The organism is Parafrankia soli (genome assembly GCF_001854695.1).
Lineage (GTDB): Bacteria > Actinomycetota > Actinomycetes > Frankiales > Frankiaceae > Parafrankia > Parafrankia soli.
Genome location: NZ_MAXA01000256.1, coordinates 1 through 22327, shown reverse-complemented (window position 1 = coordinate 22327; position 22327 = coordinate 1). Strand labels below are relative to the sequence as shown.

At 70.4% G+C, this 22327-nt stretch carries 20 protein-coding genes and 2 pseudogenes; 15 read left to right on the top strand and 7 right to left on the bottom strand.

Going from position 1 to position 22327, the window contains the following annotated elements; all coding sequences use genetic code 11:
* Positions 1-50: 50 nt before the first annotated feature.
* Complete coding sequence (locus tag BBK14_RS29385) at positions 51-494, top strand: DUF6157 family protein (protein WP_198541475.1); 444 nt, start codon at positions 51-53, stop codon at positions 492-494.
* Between the two features lie 40 nt (positions 495-534).
* Here BBK14_RS29385 and BBK14_RS29380 read toward each other — a convergent pair whose 3' ends face one another.
* Positions 535-1314, bottom strand: a complete 780-nt coding sequence (locus BBK14_RS29380) for a class I SAM-dependent DNA methyltransferase (RefSeq protein ID WP_071066439.1) — start codon at positions 1312-1314, stop codon at positions 535-537.
* A gap of 226 nt (positions 1315-1540) precedes the next feature.
* Positions 1541-3760, bottom strand: coding sequence for an Hsp70 family protein (locus tag BBK14_RS29375; RefSeq protein WP_071066438.1), 2220 nt, complete (start codon positions 3758-3760; stop codon positions 1541-1543).
* 269 nt (positions 3761-4029) lie between these two features.
* On the opposite strand from BBK14_RS29375, the gene BBK14_RS29370 reads away from it, so the two are divergent.
* From BBK14_RS29370 to BBK14_RS29350, 5 genes are all read left to right on the top strand, one after another.
* A complete protein-coding gene (locus tag BBK14_RS29370; protein ID WP_071066437.1) occupies positions 4030-4584 on the top strand; it encodes an RNA polymerase sigma factor in 555 nt (184 codons plus the stop codon).
* A 70-nt stretch (positions 4585-4654) separates the two neighbouring features.
* On the top strand, positions 4655-6220 hold the full coding sequence (locus BBK14_RS29365) for a dynamin family protein (protein ID WP_071066436.1): 1566 nt from the start codon (positions 4655-4657) through the stop codon (positions 6218-6220).
* 124 nt (positions 6221-6344) lie between these two features.
* The gene (grpE, locus tag BBK14_RS36120) at positions 6345-6848 is read left to right on the top strand and encodes a nucleotide exchange factor GrpE (RefSeq protein ID WP_131802456.1); all 504 of its coding nucleotides are present in this window, start codon (positions 6345-6347) and stop codon (positions 6846-6848) included.
* Positions 6848-8770: a dynamin family protein gene (locus BBK14_RS29355; RefSeq protein WP_071066435.1), complete on the top strand. Its 1923-nt coding sequence runs from the start codon at positions 6848-6850 to the stop codon at positions 8768-8770. Before grpE ends, BBK14_RS29355 begins: the two co-directional genes overlap by 1 nt.
* Before the next feature lie 126 nt (positions 8771-8896).
* Positions 8897-9427 carry a hypothetical protein gene (locus BBK14_RS29350; RefSeq protein ID WP_071066434.1) on the top strand — a complete coding sequence of 177 codons (531 nt, stop codon included), beginning with the start codon at positions 8897-8899 and terminating at the stop codon, positions 9425-9427.
* A gap of 185 nt (positions 9428-9612) precedes the next feature.
* Here the strand turns inward: BBK14_RS29350 and BBK14_RS29345 are convergent, their stop codons facing one another.
* Positions 9613-10806 (bottom strand): cytochrome P450, encoded by a 1194-nt coding sequence (locus tag BBK14_RS29345; RefSeq protein ID WP_071066433.1) that lies wholly within the window; start codon positions 10804-10806, stop codon positions 9613-9615.
* Between the two features lie 8 nt (positions 10807-10814).
* On the opposite strand from BBK14_RS29345, the gene BBK14_RS29340 reads away from it, so the two are divergent.
* From BBK14_RS29340 to BBK14_RS29325, 5 genes are all read left to right on the top strand, one after another.
* Positions 10815-11261, top strand: coding sequence for an acyl-CoA dehydrogenase family protein (locus tag BBK14_RS29340; protein WP_241831940.1), 447 nt, complete (start codon positions 10815-10817; stop codon positions 11259-11261).
* Positions 11254-11724, top strand: a complete 471-nt coding sequence (locus tag BBK14_RS40855) for an acyl-CoA dehydrogenase family protein (RefSeq protein WP_241831939.1) — start codon at positions 11254-11256, stop codon at positions 11722-11724. Before BBK14_RS29340 ends, BBK14_RS40855 begins: the two co-directional genes overlap by 8 nt.
* Positions 11657-12523: an acyl-CoA dehydrogenase family protein gene (locus BBK14_RS29335; RefSeq protein ID WP_241831938.1), complete on the top strand. Its 867-nt coding sequence runs from the start codon at positions 11657-11659 to the stop codon at positions 12521-12523. Before BBK14_RS40855 ends, BBK14_RS29335 begins: the two co-directional genes overlap by 68 nt.
* A gap of 172 nt (positions 12524-12695) precedes the next feature.
* Positions 12696-13265: a TetR/AcrR family transcriptional regulator gene (locus BBK14_RS29330; protein ID WP_241831937.1), complete on the top strand. Its 570-nt coding sequence runs from the start codon at positions 12696-12698 to the stop codon at positions 13263-13265.
* A gap of 709 nt (positions 13266-13974) precedes the next feature.
* The gene (locus tag BBK14_RS29325) at positions 13975-14757 is read left to right on the top strand and encodes an amidohydrolase family protein (protein ID WP_241831936.1); all 783 of its coding nucleotides are present in this window, start codon (positions 13975-13977) and stop codon (positions 14755-14757) included.
* Between the two features lie 148 nt (positions 14758-14905).
* Here the strand turns inward: BBK14_RS29325 and BBK14_RS29320 are convergent, their stop codons facing one another.
* From BBK14_RS29320 to BBK14_RS37905, 3 genes are all read right to left on the bottom strand, one after another.
* Positions 14906-15928: an aldo/keto reductase gene (locus BBK14_RS29320; protein ID WP_071066431.1), complete on the bottom strand. Its 1023-nt coding sequence runs from the start codon at positions 15926-15928 to the stop codon at positions 14906-14908.
* A gap of 229 nt (positions 15929-16157) precedes the next feature.
* Complete coding sequence (locus BBK14_RS29315) at positions 16158-16943, bottom strand: hypothetical protein (RefSeq protein ID WP_071066430.1); 786 nt, start codon at positions 16941-16943, stop codon at positions 16158-16160.
* Positions 16944-17421: 478 nt separating this feature from the next.
* Positions 17422-17634, bottom strand: a complete 213-nt coding sequence (locus tag BBK14_RS37905) for a hypothetical protein (RefSeq protein WP_131802455.1) — start codon at positions 17632-17634, stop codon at positions 17422-17424.
* An 823-nt stretch (positions 17635-18457) separates the two neighbouring features.
* Between BBK14_RS37905 and BBK14_RS40850 the strand changes: the two genes are divergently transcribed.
* The 3 genes and pseudogenes from BBK14_RS40850 to BBK14_RS42480 form a co-directional block, all read left to right on the top strand.
* Positions 18458-18658: a cytochrome P450 gene (locus BBK14_RS40850; protein ID WP_241831945.1), complete on the top strand. Its 201-nt coding sequence runs from the start codon at positions 18458-18460 to the stop codon at positions 18656-18658.
* 545 nt (positions 18659-19203) lie between these two features.
* Complete coding sequence (locus tag BBK14_RS29300; RefSeq protein ID WP_071066427.1) at positions 19204-20448, top strand: cytochrome P450; 1245 nt, start codon at positions 19204-19206, stop codon at positions 20446-20448.
* 113 nt (positions 20449-20561) lie between these two features.
* Positions 20562-20768: pseudogene (locus BBK14_RS42480) on the top strand (IS701 family transposase); the annotation flags it as partial.
* A gap of 429 nt (positions 20769-21197) precedes the next feature.
* On the opposite strand, the pseudogene BBK14_RS43040 reads toward BBK14_RS42480, so the two are convergent.
* Positions 21198-21830, bottom strand: a pseudogene (locus tag BBK14_RS43040) (phosphotransferase family protein); the annotation flags it as partial.
* 332 nt (positions 21831-22162) lie between these two features.
* Here BBK14_RS43040 and BBK14_RS29290 point away from each other — a divergent pair.
* Positions 22163-22327: transposase (locus BBK14_RS29290; RefSeq protein WP_131802454.1), on the top strand; the 165-nt coding region annotated here is incomplete at its 3' end.

Sequence of the window (22327 nt, the reverse complement as noted above, 5' to 3'; positions counted from 1 at the left end):
AGGCACAGGTCAGGCGGTTGCGCGAGTCGGACCGCCGGCCAGGTTCACCTATGCTGCCCAGCATGGAGTTGGTGGACTATGTCAACACCTTCATCGTCATTGCGGACGACTGCCCGGTCGCCGAGGGCACCGCGCCGCCGGTCAAGGGCGACAACCCGTCCATCGCGGCACGCGCCTACGAGATGATCGCGCGTCACCCTTACTCCTACACTTCTGGCGACGTCATTTTCGGTGTCTTCGCCGACCGCCGCGACATCCCCGCGGACGAGCGGTCCCGGGCCCGGGCGGAGTTCTACTCCCGTGGCCAGGCCTGCCTGCGTGCCTCCGACCTCGGCCGCCGCTACGGCTGGGGTATTCACGCTGATGCCCAGGGCCGCCTCGCCCTCTACGGCGCCGAAACCCCCGAGTACGCGACCTTCGCCGCCGGCCGGCGCCACGACGACGCCGGCCGGCCCGTCACCGTCCGGAAGGCCATGCGCCGCTCCCGCCGCTGATCCACCCGCCGGACCGGCGCATCGGCCCGCCCTCAGGCGGTCAGCCGCCAGCGACCTGCCAGACCGAGACATGGGTGAGGCTGCCCGCGGTGAACGGCTCCTCGCGCCAGCCGGCGTGCCGGCTGACCAGCGTCATCCCGGCCAGGCGCGCCATCAGGTCCAGCTCGGACGGCCACGCGTACCGCAGTTCGACCGGGTAGATCCTGACCCCGCCCTCGGTGACCGAGACAGTCCGGCTCCGGACCCGCTGCGCGGCCGGGTCGTGGACCGCCGCGCTCAACCGGAACTCGTCACCGTCGAGCGCGTCCACGTTCACCCGCTGACCGCGGTCGAACAGGGTGAGATCCGGCCTGAATGCCTCCATGACGAAGACACCGCCCGGCCGGAGCCGGCGCGCCACGTTGGCGAAACAGCGGACCTGGTCATCCTGACTCAGTAACACGAAGAACGTGTTGAACACGACGTAGACGACGCTGAACGGCCCGCCCGGCGCAGCCACGTCCACGAAATCACCGATGGCCACCGGGACGGTGTCGCCACCCGGCTTCGCCCGCATCCACGCGACCATTCTCCCGGACGCGTCGATGCCTGATACCGGAACTCCGCGCGCGGCGAGCGGAAGCGCGACGCGACCGGTGCCGATCCCCAGCTCGAGAGCGGGCCCGGAACCGGCGAGACCAGCCAGGACCTCCGCCATCGCCTCGGGTTCCGCCCGGCCCGCGGTGGCACCGGGAAACCATTCGTCGTACACGTCGGCTATCCGGTCCCCGTACTGCGCCGGATCGACGCCGTCGAGGTTCTCCGTATCGTCCGCTCCCATGCGCGGAACCATGCCATGAAGACTCCCGGTCCCGCATCCCGTTTTTCATCGGATGGCACTCATCATGACCGGGCACGCGCGCCGCTCGCGCCCGGCCCCGGCGAGCGGCGGGTCGACACGGCGTTCCTGGCGATCCTGCTCGTCGCTGGCGGCAGACCTCAGGGGGGTGGTCCTGGGGCGGTGAGCCCTGAGGCCGTTCTCGGGAGCTCGCCCTTCGGCTGATCTCCTATCTGTAGGTTATTTCTCTGTAGGTTATTTCCCACAGGCGAGCGGTGCAGTCGTCGCTGCTGGTGGCAAGCAGTCGGCCGTCAGGGGCGAAGGTGCAATTGTTGACTGCCTTCTGATGTCCGGTGAGAACAGCGACGCTGTCGCCGGTCGTGACGTCCCACAGTCGTACCGTCATGTCCTTGCCGGCGGTCGCGAGCAGCCGACCGTCCGGAGAGAAATCGCAGCTGGTGATGCTGTCGGTGTGGCCGCCCAGGACAGCGGAAGCCTCTCCGCTCGCCACGTCCCACAGGAGAACCTTGCCGTCGCCGGAAACCGTCGCGACGATCTKACCGTCCGGGGAGAAGGCACAGTCACCGACCCATCCCGCGTGGTCGGCGAGCGTGGCCGCCGTCTGGCCGGTGGCGACGTCCCACAGCCGGACCACGCGGTCCTCGCCCAGGGTGGCCAGAAGGAGGCCGTCGGGTGAGAACGTGCAGTACGTGACCCATCCGGTGTGACCACTGAGGGTGTCTACGGTGTGGCCGGTCGAGACGTCCCACAGCCGGACGGTGGAGTCGTCGCTTGCCGTGGCGAGGATCCTGCCGTCCGGTGAGAAGGCGCAGTGGCGGACCCACCCGGTGTGGCCGCTCAGTACGCTGGTCGCTCGGCCGGCGGAAGAATCCCACAACTGGATCGTCTGGTCGTCATAGGAGACGGCCAGTATCCGGCCTCGGGGAGAAAAGCAGCACACGCATATGGGTTCCTCCTCATGGAGGGAGATCTTGGCCAGGGAAAGGCCCGTCGAGACATCCCATATTCGGGCGCTCCGCCCCTTACCGCCGAGTGCGGCAAGCAGCCTGCCGTCGGGGGAAAAGGCGCTTGCGGTGAAAAGAATGCCATACGAGTCAAGGTTGCTCGTCCGGCTCGGAATTACGGTTGTGTTGCGTCCGCTGTTGATATCCCAGAGTCGGATGGTGTTGTCCTCGCCCGCGGTGGCGAGAAGGCGACCGTCTGGGGAGAAGGTGCAGCCGGTGACATGAACGTCGTCATGGCCGGTGAAGGTGTGTCTGATCCTGTGGGTGACTTTCATGGGAGGAGTCGTCCTCCTGGCCCTGTCCTGCCCGGTCCTGCCTGCGGACGGGGCGGCAGCCTTCGGAGGGGTGGTCAGTGCGCCGAGGGCGACGACGAGTTTGGGGTCGCCGCTGGTGGTGGGGAGTCGGCCGAGGGCGGTGGTGACGGCGGTGGTGATGCGGGGTGTGCGGGTGGCTCCGCCGGTGAGGTAGACGCAGCTGAGGGYGGACGGGTCGAGGCCGGCGGTGTGGATGGTGCGCAGCAGTTCGACGGTGGTGTCCGCCAGTGGCTGGGCGATGGCTTCGTCGAGCTCGGCGCGGGTGACGCGGATGCCGTCGTCGACCCCGTCGACGTACTCGTCGACATAGACGGTGTGGGTGGGCCGTTCGGACAGCTCGTGCTTGGCCCTGACGATCTCCTCGCGGATCTTCGTCTGGGCCCGGCGGGCGCGTCGGCTCTCGCCGGCCCACAGCTCGTCCCAGGTGTCCCGGGCGTCCGCCGGGAGGTGCGTGGCGACGAGGTCGAGGAGCAGGGTGTCGATGTCCTCGCCGCCGAAGTGCGGGTCGCCACCGGTGCCGCGGACCTCGTAGCCGTCGGCGGTGCGGCGCAGCACCGCGGCGTCGAAGGTGCCGCCGCCCAGGTCGTAGACGGCCGCGTGGCCGTCGAGCGGAACGCCGGTCTCGGTCGCCGCGGCGGTGTAGTAGACGGCGGCCGCCACGGGTTCGGGGAGGAACCGGGGTGTGGGCAGCCCGGCGAGCGCGGCCGCCTGGCCCAGCCGGGCGATCTCCCGTGTGCCCCAGCCGGCCGGGTGCGTGAGCACGACCGTGGCCGGTGCCTGGCCGTCGAACCGCCGGGTCGCCTCCCGTGTGATCCGGGCCAGCACAGCGGCGACCAGTTCGACGGTGGAGGTGTCGCGCCCACCGAGCCGCACCGTGTCCGCCGCGGCCAACGCGCGCTTCGGTAGCCGTTCGGCGCGTTCCGGGAACACCGCGGCCTGGCTGGCCGCCACCCGGCCGGTGAGGACCTGCCCGTCGTCGTCGAGGCAGACCACCGAGGGCAGGGACCGGCTGCCGTCGATCTCCACCGGCTCCGGGGCTGCGCCGTCAGCCGCGGTGGCGGCGGCGGTGAAGGTGGTGCCGAAGTCGATGGCCAGGGACCAGCCGGGCATGAACGCGCCTCCCAAGGATCGGTGGTCGTCGAGCGTTTCAGGACCCCGCTCGGTGGTCGTTGCTGGTGGGTCCGCTGTTGGACGGTCCGGCCGCGGCTGATGTTCCTGGTGTTCCGGACAAATTCTCGACGGGTGCCGTCGGCCATGGTCCGGGATGTCCCGACGGGGCTTACGGTGTGATCCGCGCGGTAAGTCAGGTTGTCTGGTGGGGGGCATGATGGCCGGCGGTCCAGTCGCATGCGGCAGGGTTCGTGGATGCGGCGGAGCCCATGCACGATGACGACGCGGATCTCGCCGCCCGGGCGGCCGACGGGGATCGCCGGGCGTTCGAGACGCTCGTCCGGCGGCATCAGGCCGGCCTGTACGGGATCTGTCGACGGATCACCTGCGATGACCAGGACGCGTTGGACGCGCTGCAGGACACGCTGATCATCCTGTGGCGGCGGATCGGGGAGTTCGAGGGCCGGTCGCGGGTGTCGACCTGGCTGTACCGGGTGGCGACGAACGCGGCCATCGACGAGGTGCGCCGGCGGTCGCGGCGTCCCGACCCGGCCGCGACACTGCCGGAACCCGCGGATTCCGGCCCGTCGCTGTCCGACCGGCTCGCCGACCGGTTGGATCTCGACCGGGCGGTCGCGCGGCTGCCGCCGCAGTTCCGCGCCGCGATCGTGCTGCGGGAGTACTGCGGCCTGTCCTACCAGGAGATCGCCGAGATCCGGGGCATCCCGGTCCAGACGGTGAAGTCGCAGATCTCCCGGGGACGGCGGGCCCTGGCCGAGCTGCTCGGCCTGCCTGGCGCCGGTGCCACCGGCGGCGACCGATGAGGATTCCGGCGAGACGAGTCGCAGAAAAGCCGAGGAGACGCTGAAAAGCGCCGGGCAGAAAGGAACGGCGATGTCCGCGGGCCCCTTGTGTGACCGGGTACGGGCGATGTGCGTCGACGTGGAGGGAGTGTTCGGGCCGGGGCCCGCGCGGGACGAGGTCGTCGCGATCCGGGACCGGCTGGCGGAGCGCACACCGCGGATCGCGGTCGGCGGCAAACTGAAGGCCGGGAAGTCGACGCTGGTCAACGCGCTGCTGGGGCAGCGGCTGGCGGCGACGAACGGCACCGAGACGACCATGGTCGTCGCCTGGTTCCGTGATCACTATCAGAGTCGGATCCTGGTCCGGCCGCGCGACGGGGCGCCGTACTACCTCCCGGCCGGCCCGGGTGGGCGCATCCCCGCGGACCTGCGCCGGATGGACGATCGGACGACGGCGCCCCCGGACCGCGAGGGGGATCAGGAGGTTGCGGCCGAGCTGGCCCGGCGGGTCGCCTCGGTGACGGTGGAGGTGCCGAACAAGCGGCTGGCGGAGCGGCACATCATCGTCGACACACCCGGTCTCGGCTCGCTGACCGGCCTGGACGACAGTTCGCTGGCCGCGCTCGCCGACGCGGACGCGCTGCTGTATCTCATGCCGCACCCGAGCCTGCAGGACCGCCAGGTGCTCACCGAGCTGCGTGCCGCCGCCGGCGCCGCCCGGCTGAGCGCGGCGACGGTGCTCGGTGTGCTCAGCCAGATCGACCTGCTCGGGGAACGACCGGACGACGTCTGGCCGGGGGCCCGTCGGGTCGCCGCGCGCAGCGCCGGGCAGTTGCGGGGCCTGCTCGCCGATGTGATCCCGGTGGTCGGCCTGCTCGCCGAGACGGCGTTCGGTGACGAGTTCACCGAAGCCGACACCCGGCGGCTGCTGCGCCTCGCGGACTCCGACCGGGCCGCGGCGCGCCGCGCCCTCTACAAGGCGGAATCCTTCCTGACCTGGGACGGCGGACCGCTCGACGAGGCAGAGCGACAGCGTCTCCTGGACATGCTCGGCGTCTACGGGCTGACGCACCTGCTGGCCGCGATCGACAGCGGCGCGCGTGGCACCAGGGCACTGCTCGACACGATGGAGGAGCTGTCCGGGATCAGGCCGGTGCTCGACCACGTCGACCGGCATTTCGTCGCCGGCGCGGACCGGCTGCGGGCCCAGACCGCGTTGGGGCGGTTGGAGCTGGCGATGAGCCACGGCGCCGCGCCATCCGCCGACGGGCGTCAGGTACTCGACCGGGTCCGGGAGGAACTGGCCCAGCTGCGGCGGCATCCGCTGCTGCTGCAGATCGAGGCCGCCGCGGCCCTGGCCGCGCTGGCCGGCGCGGCGGGCACCGCGGCCGGCGGCCGGCTGGCGGCGGACGAGACGGCCGCCGACGAACTGCTCGCGCTCGCCACCGGCAGCGACCTCGCGGCCATGGTCGGCTGCCCGCCCGCAGCGGCGGGAGCCGAGGTGGCGGGAGCCGAGGTGGCGGGAGCCGCCGAGGCCGCGCTCGACCGCTGGCGCACCCGCGAGTCATCCCCGACCCGGGCCCTGGAACGCCGGGTGATCCGCGCCGCGATCGACCTGTGCCAGGCGATCTACACCCAGGCCACCGCTCCGGCCTGACCGGGCCCGCGGGGATTCTCCGGTGTTTTTCCGGTTCGGTGCGGAACATTCGCGCGCCGGGCGTCGTCCCATCACCGCACACGGCCACGGCCACGAGGAGGGATCGGTCCATGGCGAGGTGGACATGGTGATCGCCGCCCTGGGGGGCGCCGCCCTGGGGGGCGCCGCGGTGGGCCTCGCCGTCGGCGCCGCCGGAGCCAGGTGGGCCGGCGCCCGACGGCGCGACGGGCTGGAAGCCGCCGCGGAGCCACGCGGGCCGGTCGAGCCGCCTCAGCCGGCCGTGCCGGTTGAGCCGCCCGGGCCGGTCGAGTCGTCGTCGGCTTCCGCTTCTGCGGACCGTGAGGCGCTGGTGGGTGCCTGCATCGAGCTGTCGGACCGGCTCCGGGACGCGAATCCGGCGTTGTGGCGGCGGCTGTGCCGGGGACTGGCGGTGGTCGGCGTGGAGGCGGTCGTCGTCGACGGGCAACGGTTCGACCCGGAGGCCCACGACGCGGTCGGCCGGGAGATCACCACGGACACGGCGCGGCATCTGACCGTGGCGAGCACGGAGTTCTGCGGCTTCACCGACCGGGGCCGGCTGCTGCGCCGGCCCGAGGTGGTCGTGTACCGGATGGAGGAGGCGGTCTGATGGCGACAGCGACAGTGCCGGGCGAGGCTTCGGCCCCGGGTGGATCGGCGGCCCCGGGCGGGTCGGCCGGCCCGAAGCCGGATCCGGCGGCGCACCCTCTCGCGGGTGAGGTGGTGGCCTGGGCCGGGGAGGCGGCCGACGCCGTCGCCGGCATGGGACGTCCGGAGGCCGCGGAGGCGATTCGCGCCGAGCTGGGCCGCACCCGGTCGGGCGCGGCGACGGTGGTCGTCGTGGGAGAGAAGAAACGCGGCAAGAGCTCCCTGATCAACGCGCTGGTGGGCCGGCGGGGCCTGCTGCCCGTCGACGAGGACGTGGCCACCAGCGTGCACCTGGTGCTGCGGTACGCCGAGGAGCCGACGGCGTGGGTCAGTGACGCCGAGAGCCCAACCGGCCGGGAGATCCCGCTGACGGACATCGGCGAGTACGCGGCGCTGGACCCGTTGACGGGCCAGGCCCGCCGCCGCGGTGTCACCGGAGTCGAGGTCGGCCTGCCCGACCCGCTGCTGGCCAAGGGCATGGCGGTCGTCGACACCCCGGGGGTGGGCGGGCTGGTGTCCGGCCACGCCGAGATCACCCTGGCGACGCTGGCCCGGGCGGACGCGCTGGTGTTCGTGGTCAACGGGTCCAGCGAGCTGACCGCGTCCGAATGCCGGTTCCTCGAACAGGCCACCGAGCGGATCGCGACGGTGCTGTTCGTCCTCACCCAGACCGACAAGTATCCAGGATGGCGGCAGGTCCTGGACCGCAACCGCACACTGATCGCGACCCATGCCCCCCGCTACACTGGCGCGCCGTGGTTCGCGGTGTCCAGCCGGGAGAAGCTGGACGCCGCGGCCGAGCGTGCCGCCGGTGACGGGCAGCTCGCCGACACGCTGCTGGCCTCCAGCGGTTTCCCCGCCCTGGAGGCCGCCCTGGTCAGCCAGGTCGCCGCCCGGGCCGGTGCGCTGCGGCTGACCAACGTGCTCACCGTCACCCGGCCGCCGCTGGCGCAGCTCGCCGCCGAACGGGCCGAGGACCTGCGCTCGCTGAACCGCGACCCCACCCTGGTCGCCGAGGTCACCCGCCGCCAGCAGCAACTCAAGGCCCTGGCCGACCAGGGCGCGGGCTGGCGTGGCACCCTCACCGGCGACGTCAAGGCCCTCGACCGGGAGATCCGCCGCGAATACCAACGCCGGGTCAACAAGCTCAGGTCCCTGGCCGACCGGAAGATCGCCGAAGGCGGCGCGGACGTCCTGCGTGAGCTGCCCGGCGACCTGGAAGCCGGCGTGCAGGGCATCTGGATGGACCTGGAAACCATGCTGCGCCGGCGCATCACCGAGATCGTCCGCGAACTCGGCCGGACGTTCGACGCGGACGGGTTCGGCGGAGTCGGCGTCGAACTGGCCATGCCCGACGGGCTGCGCGCCCTGCCCTCCGGGGCTGCCGGCGCGGCCGGTACCGGGGGCGGTCCGAGCGTGGCCGACCAGGTCGAGCGGGCCGTGACCTCGGTCGGCATCGGCGCCCTGTTCGCCAAGGCCACCGCCTTCGTGATCGGTGGCATCGCCGCCCCCGTCGCCGCCGGATTCGGTATCTGGGCGTTGATCACCCGCCAGCGCAAGAACCGGGAGGAGGTCGTCCGCGCCAGGGGTGACGCCCGCCGCTACGTCAACGACGTCATCGCGGCGATCCAGACCGAGGTGCCCTCCGCGCTGCAGGACGCGCTCGACCGTGCCGTCAGCGACATTCAACGCCGGGTCGCCGCCGAGCTGGAACAGACCCGCCGGCGCCTCGAACAGCAACTGGCCGAACACCGGCAGAACCTGAAGGCCGCCGAGGAGGAGCTCACCCGCAGACGCGCCGTCGTGCAGCGGGAGATCGACACCCTCACCGCGCTGAACAGCCGGGCGGACAGCCTGGCCGCCCAGCTCGCCGTCCACCAGTGAGCGCGCCACCGCCGGGCGCCGGGACAGCCCGCCGGACCGTCCGCGCAGACGCGGTCCGTACTGCTCGCCGTACTGCTCGCCCGCGCGGCCAGGCAGCGCGGGCCGAGGCTCCCGCGGGCTGACCGGATGATCGGCAGGCTGTTCCCCGACGAGCCGGGCGACGACGACACGACCGCCGACTGGTCCCCGCCGCCCGGGGACCCGGCCGACGGCGGCCTCGGGACGGCGGGCTGGACCGACCCGCCCGAATACCCCGAGATCGACCCGGAGGAGACGCTCACCCCCGATCTGGACCGCGCCCTGGACGCCGTCCTGTCCAGCGCGCGCCTCGACCCGCCACCAGACGACACCTGGGCGCGCCTGTTCGCCACCGCCTACACCAGCCGGGAGCCCGACGGCCCCGAACCGTCGCCGCTCCCGGGAACCCGCGGCGCGGCCACCGCGCAGGAGAGGAACGACGCGATGCCCGATCCCGATGACGACCTCGACGTCGAGTTCCCGGACGGCACGACCGTCATCAACCCCGACGAGGACGCGCTCGGCTACGTGTACGAGACCCACGACGACTACCTGCACGGAAACGACCCGCACGAGCCGGAGGACCTCACGCCCGGCTACGACGACCCCGGCGACGCGGACCCGGGCAGCACCTGGTGACGAACGACCGGTCCCGGGTAGCGCTGGGTTCCCCGGCTGGGAAGTCCCACGGCTCCGGCCTGGGCCGCCAGCGCTGGCGGCCGGCAGCGGGCGCGCGTCCCTGAGCACGAGCGGCCGGCCGCCGACCCCGGACGAACCGTTCCGGTTTTCTTCTCCCGGTCCCCGTGGGTTCTTTCCGCCGCGCGTCAGATCTCGACGGGCAGCTTGTGGAATCCCCGGATGGTGGCGGTGTGGATGAGCTCCGCCTCCGACATGTCCACGTGCCAGTTGGAGAAGCGCGCGAGGAACTCCTCCAGGGCGATCCGGCCCTCGATGCGCGCCAGTGCCGCCCCGAAGCAGTAGTGGACGCCCTTGCCGAAGGTGAGGTGCGCGTCGATCTTGCGGTGGATGTCGAACGTGTCAGGGTCCGGGAAGACGCGCGGGTCACGGTTCGCCGCGCCGGTGAGCAGCGTGACGATCTTCCCCTCCTCGACGGTCTGCCCGTGCAGCTCGACCGGCTTGACCGTCACCCGGACCTGGATCGGCGACGGCACCTCGAAGCGCAGTGTCTCCTCCACCGTGTTCGCGACGAGGGACCGGTCGGCGACGACCTCGGCCCGCTGGGCCGGATTGTCGGACAGCACCTTGCCGAGCCACCCGATCAGCCGGGCCGTGGTCTCGACACCGGCCGCGTAGAGCATCCCGACGTAGTTCAGGATCTCCGCGTCGGTGAGGCCGCGTTCCTCCTTGGTGAACACGTCGGTGAACCGGGCCTGGATCAGGGTGGTGAGGAAGTCGTCGGCGGGATTCGCCTTCCGGTACTTCAGGAACGGCGCGTAGGGCTCCCCGATGCTGGGCAGCCGCTGCTCGTCCTGCGGCTTCTCCTCGGTGAGCCTGGCCGACTCCTCGACGTGGTCACGAAGGTTCAGCAGGTACTCGTCGGGGATGCCGACCAGGGCACCGATGACCCGCATCGGCAGGTGACTGGCGAAGTCCTGCATCAGGTCGAACCGGCCGCTGCCGACGAGCGGGTCCAGGTACTCCGCGCACAGCTCCCGGATCCGGGCCTCCAGCACCTGCACCCGCCGGGGGGTGACCGCCCGGCTGAGGATCAGCCGGTGCATGTCGTGCTGGGGCGGGTCCTCGGCGATGAAGAGGCCGGGCGGGGTCGGGATCCCGGCCTTCACCATCTCCATCAGGATGCCCTTGGAGGACGTGTACGTCTGCCAGTCGACCGACGCCTCCTCGACGTCCGCGTACCGCGACAGTGCGTAGAAGTCGTAGCGCTCGTTGTAGTACAGCGGCATCTCCTCGCGCATGCGGGTCCAGACCGGGTACGGGTTCTGGTCGATGGCGAAGTCGTACGGGTCGTAGTAGATGTCGGTGGCGGCGGTGCTCACTCGCCGGCGTGCTCAGCGCCGCGGAGACCGCCGGTGCCATGCAGTACCTGTTCGACCTGACCGTGCAGTACTGCAAGGACCGCATCGCCTTCGGCCGCCCGATCGGCTCCTTCCAGGCGATCAAGCACCAGCTCGCCGACAGCAGCCTCGCGCTGGAGATGAGCCACGCCGTCGTCAGCGCGGCGGCCCGGGCCGTCCAGGAGAACAGTGCCGGGGCGGCGCACGCGGCGAGCATGACCAAGGCCTTCGTGTCGGACGCCGCGGTCGAGCTGGCGCACAACTGCTGGCAGCACTTCGGCGGCATCGCCTACACGTGGGAGCACGACTTCCACTTCTATCTGCGTCGCCTCACCGCCGACGCGTCGTTGTACGGCTCGCCCACCTGGCACCGGGAGCGGGTCTGTCAGTTGGCCGGCCTGCAGAGAACGACGGAGGACAGAAGGCGCCATGGTTGACCAGCCCGATCTCGAGGACTACCGCCACCAGGCCCGGACATGGCTCGCCGCGAACCTCGAACCCCGCGACCCGAGCCAGTCCGGCCTCGTCCGCGGCGACGGCTCCGGCTCACACACCGCCGAGGACTACCTGCCGGAGCGGGCACTTCAGAAGAAGCTCCACGAGGCCGGCTACGCCGGGATCAACTGGCCCAGGGAGTACGGCGGCCAGGGGCTGAGCGACGAGCACGCGCGGGCCTTCGCCGAGGAGGCCGCGGGCTACCGCACGCCGGAGCTGGGCCACGCCGGCGGCACGACCTACGGTCCGTCCGGTCAGCAAGACCCTGATCCGGCACGGCTCACCGGAGTTCCTGGCCCGTCACCTGCCCCGGATCCTCTCCGGGGACGAACTGTTCGTGCAGCTGTTCTCCGAGCCGAACGCGGGCTCGGACATGGCCGGCATCACGACGAGAGCGGTCCGTGACGGCGACGAGTGGCTGATCACCGGATCGAAGATCTGGACCAGCGGCGCCTCCTACGCCGACTACGGGATGTGTCTGGCCCGGACGAACTGGGACGCGCCCAAGCACCGCGGCCTCACCTGGTTCGCGGTCCCCCTGCGGGCCGTGGGCGTCACCATCCAGCCCATCCGGGAGATCACCGGGGACGCCGAGTTCTGCCAGGAGTTCCTCGACGAGGTCCGGGTGAGCGCCGACGAGGTGATCGGCGAGGTGGACCAGGGCTGGACCGTCGCCCAGACCATGCTGCTCGTGGAGCGCGGCGCGGGCCGCGACGACCCGCTCAACATGCCGCCCGCGCAGGCCGCGGAGATCGACCCGTTCCTGCTGGAGCTGGCCCAGGCGGCCGGCCGGGCCGGTGATCCGGTCGCCCGTCAGGCGATCGCCCGGATCCACACCGCGGACTGGGCCCGGGGAGAGCTGGGCCGGCGCATCACCGGGCTCCTGCGCTCCAGCGACAAGCCCGCGGCCGGCATCGCCTCCTACTGGAAGCTCGCGGCGGGCGTGCACGACCCGCTGCGTGCCCGCCTCGTCATGGAAATCGGGCAGGGGATGCCTCTTGTCTGGCGCGGGGACGACGGGCGCCGCGCCGCGCTGGATTATCTGAACAGCCGGGTCTGGTCGATCGCCGGCGGTTCCAACGAGATGCAGCGCAACGCGATCAGCGAGCGCGTTCTCGGCCTGCCACGGGAGCCGAGCTTCGACCGCGGCAAGCCGTTCAGTGAGGTTCTTCATAACGCACGGCGGTGGCTTGAAAACACGTGATGTGACCCGTCGCACGGACCGGCCCGCCCGTGCGACGGGTCGGCCCCGGGCGAGCGGGGGAACCACCGGGCCTGATGGTACCGGTATACTCCGCACGGTGAGCACTTCGAATGAGCCGCGCCGGCGAGCGGGCCTTCTACAGGAGCGATCCCGGGAGACCCGGCATCGCCTGGTGCGCGCCGCGCTGCATTTGTGGACCGAGCGCGGATTCGAGACCGGTATCGAGGACACGCGGGTCGAGGAGATCTGCCAGGCGGCCGGGGTCACAAAGGGAACCTTCTACTTCCACTTTGCGCACAAAGAAGACATTCTGCTCGAGATGGGCGCCGAGACAGCCACCGTCCTCAACGAGTCGGCGAACCGCTGCGTCCGTTCCGACCGCAGTCTCGACGACTCGCTGCGCACTGTGCTGAACGCCGTCGCGCGCAACATCAAGGGCACTCCCCCGGCGGCCGTCAGCCGCGCGCTCGCCGAGTTCCGGAGACCGCACCGGATCCACGCCTCGTACAGCGGCCCGGCCTTCTCGGAAGCCTTCGAGAAGCTGTTCGCCAAAGCCCAGGAGAAAGGCGAGGTGACCCAGCGGGTCGACCCGTCCGAGATGGCGCAGATTCTCGAGGCGCTGGTCGTGGACTGCATCATGAAGTGGTCTCACGGACGGCTGCCGAAGCTGAATCAGGCGCTGCACCTCCGGGCGGCGATCGTGACGGCCGGGCTGCACCCCGACGTCAACCTTCCGGACTGATCCGGGGCCTTCCGGTGCACGGCCGGGCCGAGATGGTCCGGTCCTCCTGGCCTCGACCAGGGCCCGGGTCCGATCCTGCCCGACTCCGGCCGACCGAGATGGTCGGCGACCTCGAACGTCGCCTGGACCTCTCGATCTCGCATACCTGGACGTAGACGTGCGCGCGCCCGGTCGCGATCATGTCCGTCCGGCGGTCGGCGATGTAGCGGTAGCCCACCGGTAGAGCTCACCCACCCGCGGAACATGCGCCGCGCGGTCGGGAGATTCACACATACGACATCACCCGGACGGCCGCCGGGACCGTCGAGTCCCACAGCGACGAGATGGCCGCGTTCCGCCAGGCTCGGCCACGAGAGGCGCCCACCGCCGCGGATAACGCCACCGTATCCGGATGAATCGCGGCGAGTTCGTCTGCCCACCGCGGCCGCACTGCGGCTGCCAACGGGTCGGACAACGCCGCCGCCAGACCTTACCCGATGAACCGCCAGGCCCGCTCCCGGTGCCATCAATAACGGGATGCCGGCGTGTACGGCGGCGTTCCTGACCGGCGCTCGGATGGCGCCGGGCAGTCCCGCGTACGGGCGGAGTCTACGCGTTGGACCTGCCGGCGGGTAGCAAGTGGGCGCGATGGACAGGGTAGCGTGCCGACATCTCCAGGAGTTAGACTGAGTTTAAATATTCCGATCATGACGAACTCGTGGAGGGCCCGTTGACTGAGACCCCTCAGCTCGGATCGCGCGGTATCTACGTCGCGGATCTTGAGCAGAGCCTCTCCTATGGCATATTCGACGCCGATCATCATCTGTACGCTCCGTCCGACGCCACGTCGCGATACCTCTCCGCTGAGATGATCGAGCGCGCCTGGCTGCCCGGCGAGCCCCGGATGCTCACCGAGGAAGAGCACGAGGAAGACGAGGAACTCGACCACGAGAGGCGGACCCTCGGCGTCCACTCGCAGCCCGAGGGTGGCCACGGCGGCGTCGACATCAATGAGCTTCCCGCCATGGAGGGAAGCATTCCCATCCCTGGCGCGATGCTGAACAAGCTGAACCCGATGAAGGATCTCGACCAGCTCAGCCGGGCGCAGCTCGTCGAACGGTACAACGCGATGCGGCCGGCCTTCGAGAAGAAGGACCCGCGGCTGACCCTGATGGACATGCAGAACGTCGAGGTCGCCGTTCTCCACGCGGTCGGGACCGGGTGGGAGAGCGCCTTCCGCCGCGGCGACGTCGAGGCCGGCTACGCGGTGAACCGGGCGTTCAACGACTGGCTGTGGGAGGACTGGGGCTACACCCACGAGAACCGGATCCTGGTCCCGGTGCCCATCCAGCTGTTCGAGATCGACCACGCGGTCGCCGAGCTTGAGCGGACCCTCGACCGCGGCGCCCAGCTGGTCGACCTGCAGCCCGGCCCGGCCTGGGGCCGCTCCCCGTTCGACCCTGTGGGGCTCCAGAATCCCGATTCGGCCTGTGAGCCGGCCTCCTGCGGATGATGCGATCTTCCGCAGGAGGTGTCAGGCGTCGTTGCGATATTCGCTGATCAGCCCGCCGAGGATGCGTGTGCGACGGACGGTGGACTCCGAGGTCGGGGCAACCACGAGTGGCGACCGGACCTCTGGACGCCGCGAACGAACGTGAGGGTCAGCGCCGGCGGAGCGCGGGCTGGGCCAGGGACGGCGGGACATAACCGGCGTCCTCCGGGTTGACGTTGACGCCAGGCGGGACGATCTCGTCGATCCGGTCCAGCGTCGCCTCGTCCAGGGTGACGGCGCCGCCGGTGAGCTGGCTTTCCAGGTGCTCCATCGTGCGCGGGCCGATGATCGCCGACGTCACCGCCGGGTGGCTCAGCACGAACGCCAGCGCCAGCTCGATCAGCGTGACACCCACCTCGGCGGCGAGGTCGGCGAACGCGATCGCAGCCTCGACCTTGCGCTGGTTCGCGGGCACGGACAGATCGAACCGGTTCGGCACCCGGGACATCCGGGTGCTCGTGACCTCGCCGCCGTCGCGGGTGTGGCGCCCGGACAGGAAGCCGCCGGCCAGCGGGCTCCACGGCAGCACCCCGAGTCCGTACTTCTGTGCCACGGGCAGCAGATCGGCCTCGATCCCACGGACGAGCAGCGAGTACGGCGGCTGCTCGGTGACGAACCGCTCGCGGTTGCGGCGCTCGGCCACCCACTGTGCCTCGACCACCTCGTGCGCCGGGAACGTCGAGCTGCCGAAGTAGCGGATCTTGCCGGCCCGGACGAGGTCGGTGAGCGCGCCGAGCGTCTCGTCGATGTCGGTCGACGGGTCGGGACGATGCACCTGATAGAGGTCGATCCAGTCGGTGCCGAGCCGCCGCAGGCTGTTCTCCACCTCGGTGACGATCCAGCGCCGTGACAGGCCGCGCCGGTTGGGCCCCGGTCCCATCGGCATGTACAGCTTGGTCGCGAGCACGACGTCGTCGCGGCGGCCGGCCAGCGCCTTACCGACGATCTCCTCGGACTCGCCGGCGGAGTAGGCGTCCGCGGTGTCGACGAAGTTGACGCCGGCGTCCAACGCCCTGTGAATGATCTTTATTGAGTCGTCGTGGTCCTGGTTGCCCCAGGTCCCGAACATCATCGCGCCCAGGCAGAGCGGGGAGACCCGCACGCCGGTGCGGCCGAGTACGCGGTAGTCCATGTTCGGTAAGCATGTGCGGGGTGAGCAACCTGGCGCAATCCCTACATCAGGCTGTTGCGTACTGGAGAGGGCGCGTGGGCAGATAGCGATGTTCGGCCGGAAGCGCGCCAGCGCGCGTAGAGGCGCGAAGCGGGAAAAGCGGCCCCGTACCTGCATCTGGGGCGCTGACGACGAGGTAGTCGTCCTTGGCCGGCTCCCTGTCCCGGCCGGTTGTGCGGCGGCCGGGTGGCTACTGGTTGGTCAACTTGTCGGCGATCTGGTCGATGAGGCCCTGTTCGATGATCGGCGGCGGGACGTCCTGGATGTTGGTGACGTCGAGCTCGACGGCCACCTGGCCGACGTAGAAATAGATCGTGTCGAAGACGTAACCGTAGGTGCCGTATTCGTCCGTGATGCCCATCGAGGTGCGGACCAGCGCGGTGGCCCCCCGTGGCGGGGACGGTGTCTCGACCGCGACGATCTCGTAGGTGAAGCCGTTCTCGTCCTCGCCCGCCAGCTGGTCCTCCAACGCCGTGCGGTAGCAGTCACCAAAACCAGGGCTGGTCACGATCTGGGCGTTCTGGCGGATCTGGCTCTCAGGAAGAATCTTCGCCCGGCTGATTGCCTGGAAATCAGATTCCTCGGTGTTGGTGAAAGTGTCGCCCGTCGTCTCGTCCGATGGCGGCGACGGATTGTAGTCGGGGACTCCGACGCATGCGGCGACCTGGGCGCGAATCGCGCTGCTGTCGCTGTTCTCGTCGCCAGCGCCGCCCGAGCTCTCGAAGCCCGCGGTCTCCTCGCCCGCAGTGAGCACATAGTCCCCCGCGCGCAGGATCCTCGCCGGCGCGACGGTGGCCTGCGTGGGCGGGGCCGCCGGCCCGGTCGCCCCCGACCCTACCGCCGCGGGCGGCGGCGCTGCGGGGTCGACCGGGATGACGCCCTCCTGACATCCCGCGACCACGACCGCCAACGCCGATGCGAAAATCCCACCACACACCGACCGGCGTACGTTCCAGCCCCTCCGCATGCCGCCCATTACCTACCTCCGCAAGGTTCACCCAAGCCGTTACATGAACGGCACTATCCGCCGCTATCAACAGGTAACACGATGCCGGAGGAATACAGCCGAGCACCAATGCTGAAGATGTCATTCGTGAGACAGATGATCGGTCCGGGATATTATCCGGCAGGAATTGACCGGGTGGCTCCCGGCGGGTGTTCGTGATGCCGCCCTTGACGGCGGGACATCAGCGCCTCAGGTCTGTTGCACAGCTGCGGCAGGGCCCGGCGCCTGGGCGGAGCCAGGTCGTCCAGCCGCTCGCCGAAGGCCTGACCAACCACCAGATCGCGGCGAGGCTCGTGTCTGGGCGGCGCTCAGCATCCGGCTACCGATGTACCGCACCGAGGACGGGCCCGGGCCCCGCGTGCCTGGGCCGCGGCCCACGGCCCGCGGCCCGTGGAGCCGGGATGATCCGGGTGGGCCTGATGTCCGAGGGGGGACCGGACCCGTACGCCTATCCCCCACAGACCGACGAGCTGGCCGTCTGAATGGCGAGCTCGAGCCCGCCGTCAGGAGCCACCTGACCGGCCAGCACCACCAACGCCACCCAGACCACCAGCATCAGCGGTAGGACGAGGCGGTAAGCCGCCGCGCGGGCTCTGGCGAGTTGATGTGCGACAAGGGCGTCAAGGTCCGCCGGGTTCGTCACCGCCAGATCCTCCGCCACCACCACCACCCATACCCGACCCGGCGGCATGAGAAGAACACCTACACCGCGCACCCGGCCCCGCCGGCTCCCCAGCGTCCGCGCACAGACACCGTCACACCCAGCCGCACGCCCGGTTGCAACGACACGGTCGCGCACCTGCTCGCCGCACGGCTTTGATCTCTTCCAAAGCAGGGCCGGAACAACGACAAACCCCTGGAGAAGCTGGTGGACCACGAACCCCACCACCGCCCCGGCCTCCGTCGGGAGAGCCAGCGCCCCGGCAAGGAACCAGCCCGCCACGGCCGCAGGCAGCGGCGCGAACTGGATTAGAAACCCGGCCAGCTGGGCCGAGACCGGCGGACCAGGAGGCACCCACGGCTGCTCCCACGGGCGGACAGGCCGTGACCGTGCTGCCCGCGGTACGGGTACGGGCAGGTCAAGCTCGCCATCGGGTACGGCCATTCAGAAGTCTCCTCTCCACAGCCCGTATGGACGCCGGGGCCATCAGATCAGACACCTCATCGACGACATCAACCAGCCCTCCCGCAAGATCACCCCCCGCCGGTCGGGTGGAAGGGGGATGACGGTCTCGCCACCAGCCAGATCCAGCTCTCGATATCCCACGCCGATCCATAGTGTTGTCTAGTCGTTGCTGTCGGTCCCGGCATGGTGCAATCAGGCTGTGCGCTGTGCGCTGTTCGCCGGCCGGGGCGACGTGCACGCCGGTCCACCGCTCGTCGGTACGCCAGGAACGCGGCTCGCGATTCGGCACTGTTGCCGCCTCGCCCACGAGTAGACCGAGCTCGCCGGGCACACGTTCAGCGCGGGCGACGGCGTCGCTCTGCTCTTCGGCTCGGCCAACCGGGACCCGGAGGCGTTCCCCGACGCCGAGCGGTTCGATATCACCCGGTACGTGGGCCAGCAACCCGCGAAGCGTCATCTCACCTTCAGTCTGGGCATCCACTACTGCCTCGGCGCGCCGCTTGCCCGCCTGGAGATGGAGGCCTGCTGCAGGAACTCATCCGGAGGGAAACAACGATGACGCTGCTCACGGACGACCTCGCCTACCGCAAGAACCTCGTCCTGCGTGGCATCGAACGCTTTCCGGTCCGGTTCCAGTAAATCCCTGGCTGTGGGCGTGACGGAATTCCAACGACCGGTCCGCCCGGTCGTGCTCGCCGCGTTGAGCGCGGACAGCGTGCCGGACGTGCCGGTGGCGCCGGTCGGGACCGGTGGCTGCCGTCACGGTCAGCGCGACGAGGCCTACCAGCCCCGCGCTCCCGTGGCAGGCCCGCCGGCCGAAACGCCGGCCGCGCCGTCACCGATCTGAGATCGGCCCCACCCCGTGGGCTCCGGTCGCTGTCCGCGCATAAAAGAAGTGCGGCGGAGTACGACGGCGGCCTGGTACGGAGCCTGTTCGACGAGAACCGATTGAATGATTGAAAGTTGTCACCCCAAGAGGCGGCGGCTGACTTTTTGCGTGCGCACACGTGTCGGACACGATTTTGTATGTCGTGCTGTGAGAACGTCCGGTCGCCGCGGGTGCGCCGGCGCCTGCGGCGACGTCGCGCGGGGAGGAGACGGTCAGTGACTACGGTGGACGGCATCGGCACATCCGAGGGAGGCACCGCCGCGATCATCGCCGCGGTGACGGCGACGCGGCTTGCGGACCCCTACCTTCGGTATCGGGAGATCCGTGAAGTCGGCGCCTTCATCCCCGGTGAGATCGCCGACCGCACGGTCACTCTGGTGACCCGCCTCTCCGAGGCCTCCGCCGTACTCACGCATCCCGCGGTTGGGCACGGGTACACCGACGGGATCAACTATCGCACGGGAATGGACGACGGCCTCGGTTCACTGCTACGGGCGGACCCGCCCGATCACACCCGGCTGCGGCGCCTTGTGGGTAAGGCGTTCACCCCGGCGGTCATCGAGGCCCTGGCTCCGCAGGTGACATCCCTCGCGAACGTGCTGCTCGACGAGGCGATCGAGCGGGGCGAGATCGATGCGGTCGCGGCGTTCGCGCGTCCGCTGCCGTTGCGGTTGATAAGCCGGCTGCTGGGCGTGCCGGCCGCGGACGAGGAGGAGTTCGGGGGGTGGGCGGACGCGCTGACCCTCGGACTGGACCCGTACTACCTGCTGACCGATGAGGCGAAGGCGGCCTGTAACCGGGCGGCCGTGGAATTCGACGCCTACTTTCTCGACCTGATCGCCCGTCGCCGCGAGGAACCGCGCGACGACCTTCTCAGCCGGCTCGTCGCCATCCATGACCGCGGTGACATGCTCGCCGAACGGGAACTGCTCGAACTGTGCACCCTGTTGCTGGTGGCCGGCTACGAGACGACAGCGAATCTCATCAGCGGCGGGATTCTCGCGCTCACGCGGAACCCCGGGCAGCTCGCGGCGCTGCGTGCGGATCCAGCCCTCGTCGGACCCGCGGTCGAGGAGATGCTTCGGTTCGACCCGCCGGTGCAGTTCATCGCCCGCACCGTCCTCGCGGACGCCGAGATCGGCGGACGTCCGTTCACGCGCGGTGACGGTGCGATCATGATGATCGGGGCTGCCAACCGGGATCCGGAGGCGTTCGACGAGCCCGACCGGTTCCTCGTGGCTCGCTACACCAGGTCCGACCGGACGCGGCGCCATCTCGGGCTCGGTGTCGGAATCCACTACTGTCTCGGCGCGCCCCTCGCCCGCCTCGAAGCGGAGATCGCCTTTCGGGCGCTGATCAGCCGCACCAGCTCGTTCGCGCTGGCCGAGGACACTGTCGCCTACCGGGAGCAGGTCGTCGTCCGTGGTCTGAAGAGGCTCCCGTTGCACCTCTCGGCCTGAGCCGCCGACGTGATCGGGGGCGTGGCCCGGCTAGTCGCTGGTTGGTCAGGTTGGGGAAGGCGGACGTACGGTTGGTGGTGTCTGGCTGGGGCTGTTCCGGTGGGAGGTGCTCGATGGCCACTCCTCGCAAGCCGACCGCGCCGACGGCGGAGGCGATCGACCGGTTCTGCGGCCATTTCGATGACCTGTTCTGTCGTGTGGCCGAGCGCACCGCGCTGCGGCAGTATCTGATCGGCCTGCTGCTGCCCCGGGAACGGAACAAGACGCTGACCGAGCTGGCCGCCCTGGTCCCCGGCGCGGACCGGCAGCGGCTGCAACACTGCGACAGGTCCGCGGCTGGCTGAGCCCCTGGGCGCGCCTGCAGCTGTACTGGCACCGCTGGTCGACCGCCCCACCCCCACCGGAACTGGCAGCACTGCTTGACCACGTGGGTCACTCCCACCCACTAGTCGCCCCAACCTGACCAACCAGCGACTAGGTCCACGCTCGACCAGCGCGGGAACCACGACGCCCAGCCGCTCGAACCCGTCGCCGACGGTCAGCCCCTGCTGCAGGCGGAAGTGGATGCCCTCGAAGATCGTCGCGATCTTGTAGAAGGCGAAGCCCAGGTACCACGGAAGGTCGGACAGATCCCGGTCGGTCCTTCGGGCGTAGGAATYGACGATCACCTGGCTATCCGGGAAGCCGGGCACGTCTCCCGGCACCGCCGCGACCGGGCTGTCCAGGCCGCGGATGCCGTCCCACCGGAGCACCGCGGAGGCGAGATCCGTGAGCGGGTCGCCCAGCGTCGCCATCTCCCAGTCGAGTACCGCGAGCACGCGCCCATCGGCCGGATCGACGGTGACGTTGTCCAGGCGGTAGTCCCCATGGACGATCGCCGCCGTCTGCGGGGTCGGCAACCGCCGCCCCAGGCGCGTCCCCAGCCGGACGAGCTCGGGCAGGTCGCGGCTGCGCGAGGCCGCGAACTGCGCGGCCCAGCGACGCAGCTGCCGCTCGAGATAGCCGTCCGGGCGGCCGAGGTCGGCGAGCCCCACCGCCACGAAATCCGTGCGGTGCAACCGCGTGAGGACGTCGACGAGGGCTTCCGCCAGGGCCGCCGGCACCCGGCCCGCGAGCGCCTCGAGCTGCCGCCGTTCCCGGAGCACGACACCGTCGCTGAAGTCCATGACGTAGAAGGGCGCTCCGACGATCTCAGCTCCGGCCCGCAGTCGCGGCCTCGGCACCGGGACGTCGGTGTGCTGCAGCGCGTCGAGCATGCGGTACTCGCGGTCCATGTCGTGGGCGGTGGCGAGCACGTGCCCCAGCGGGGGACGGCGCAGGATCCACCGGTCGCGGCCGCCCCTGATCAGGTACGTCAGGTTGGACCGTCCCCCCGAGAGCAGCTCGACGCGCAGCGGACCCCGAGGCGGGTCCGGCAGTAGGGTCGGGGCCCCAGGAGGGCGATCGTGGCACCAGCACGCGAGATGACACCTGACTGGATGTTTACGTAGTCCTGGTGACGATAAGTCGCCTTTGATGCCGACGGCTTTTGTGCCTTTCGCCCTGTAGGGGCATGTCCGTGCGTCCCGAAACTGCGATCACAGCATCCATCGAGCGTGGATATGCGGCTCGGTGCCCGTCTGGTTCGGCGATGGCCCGGAAAATCCCTCCCGGCCGGGAGACCGGTGTCCGCTCCTGCGGTTGAGGGCCCACCGGGCAGGTAGGAGCATCTGACATGAGCAGCCCCCGCAAGCCCTACCCCAGTGACCTGTCCGACGCCCGCTGGGAGCTGATCGCCCCGGCTCTGCACGCCTGGCGGAAGGCCCGGCTCGACCGCCGGCCCACCGGCCAACCCGCCTCCGTCGACCTCCGTGAAGTCTTCAACGCGATCCTCTACCTC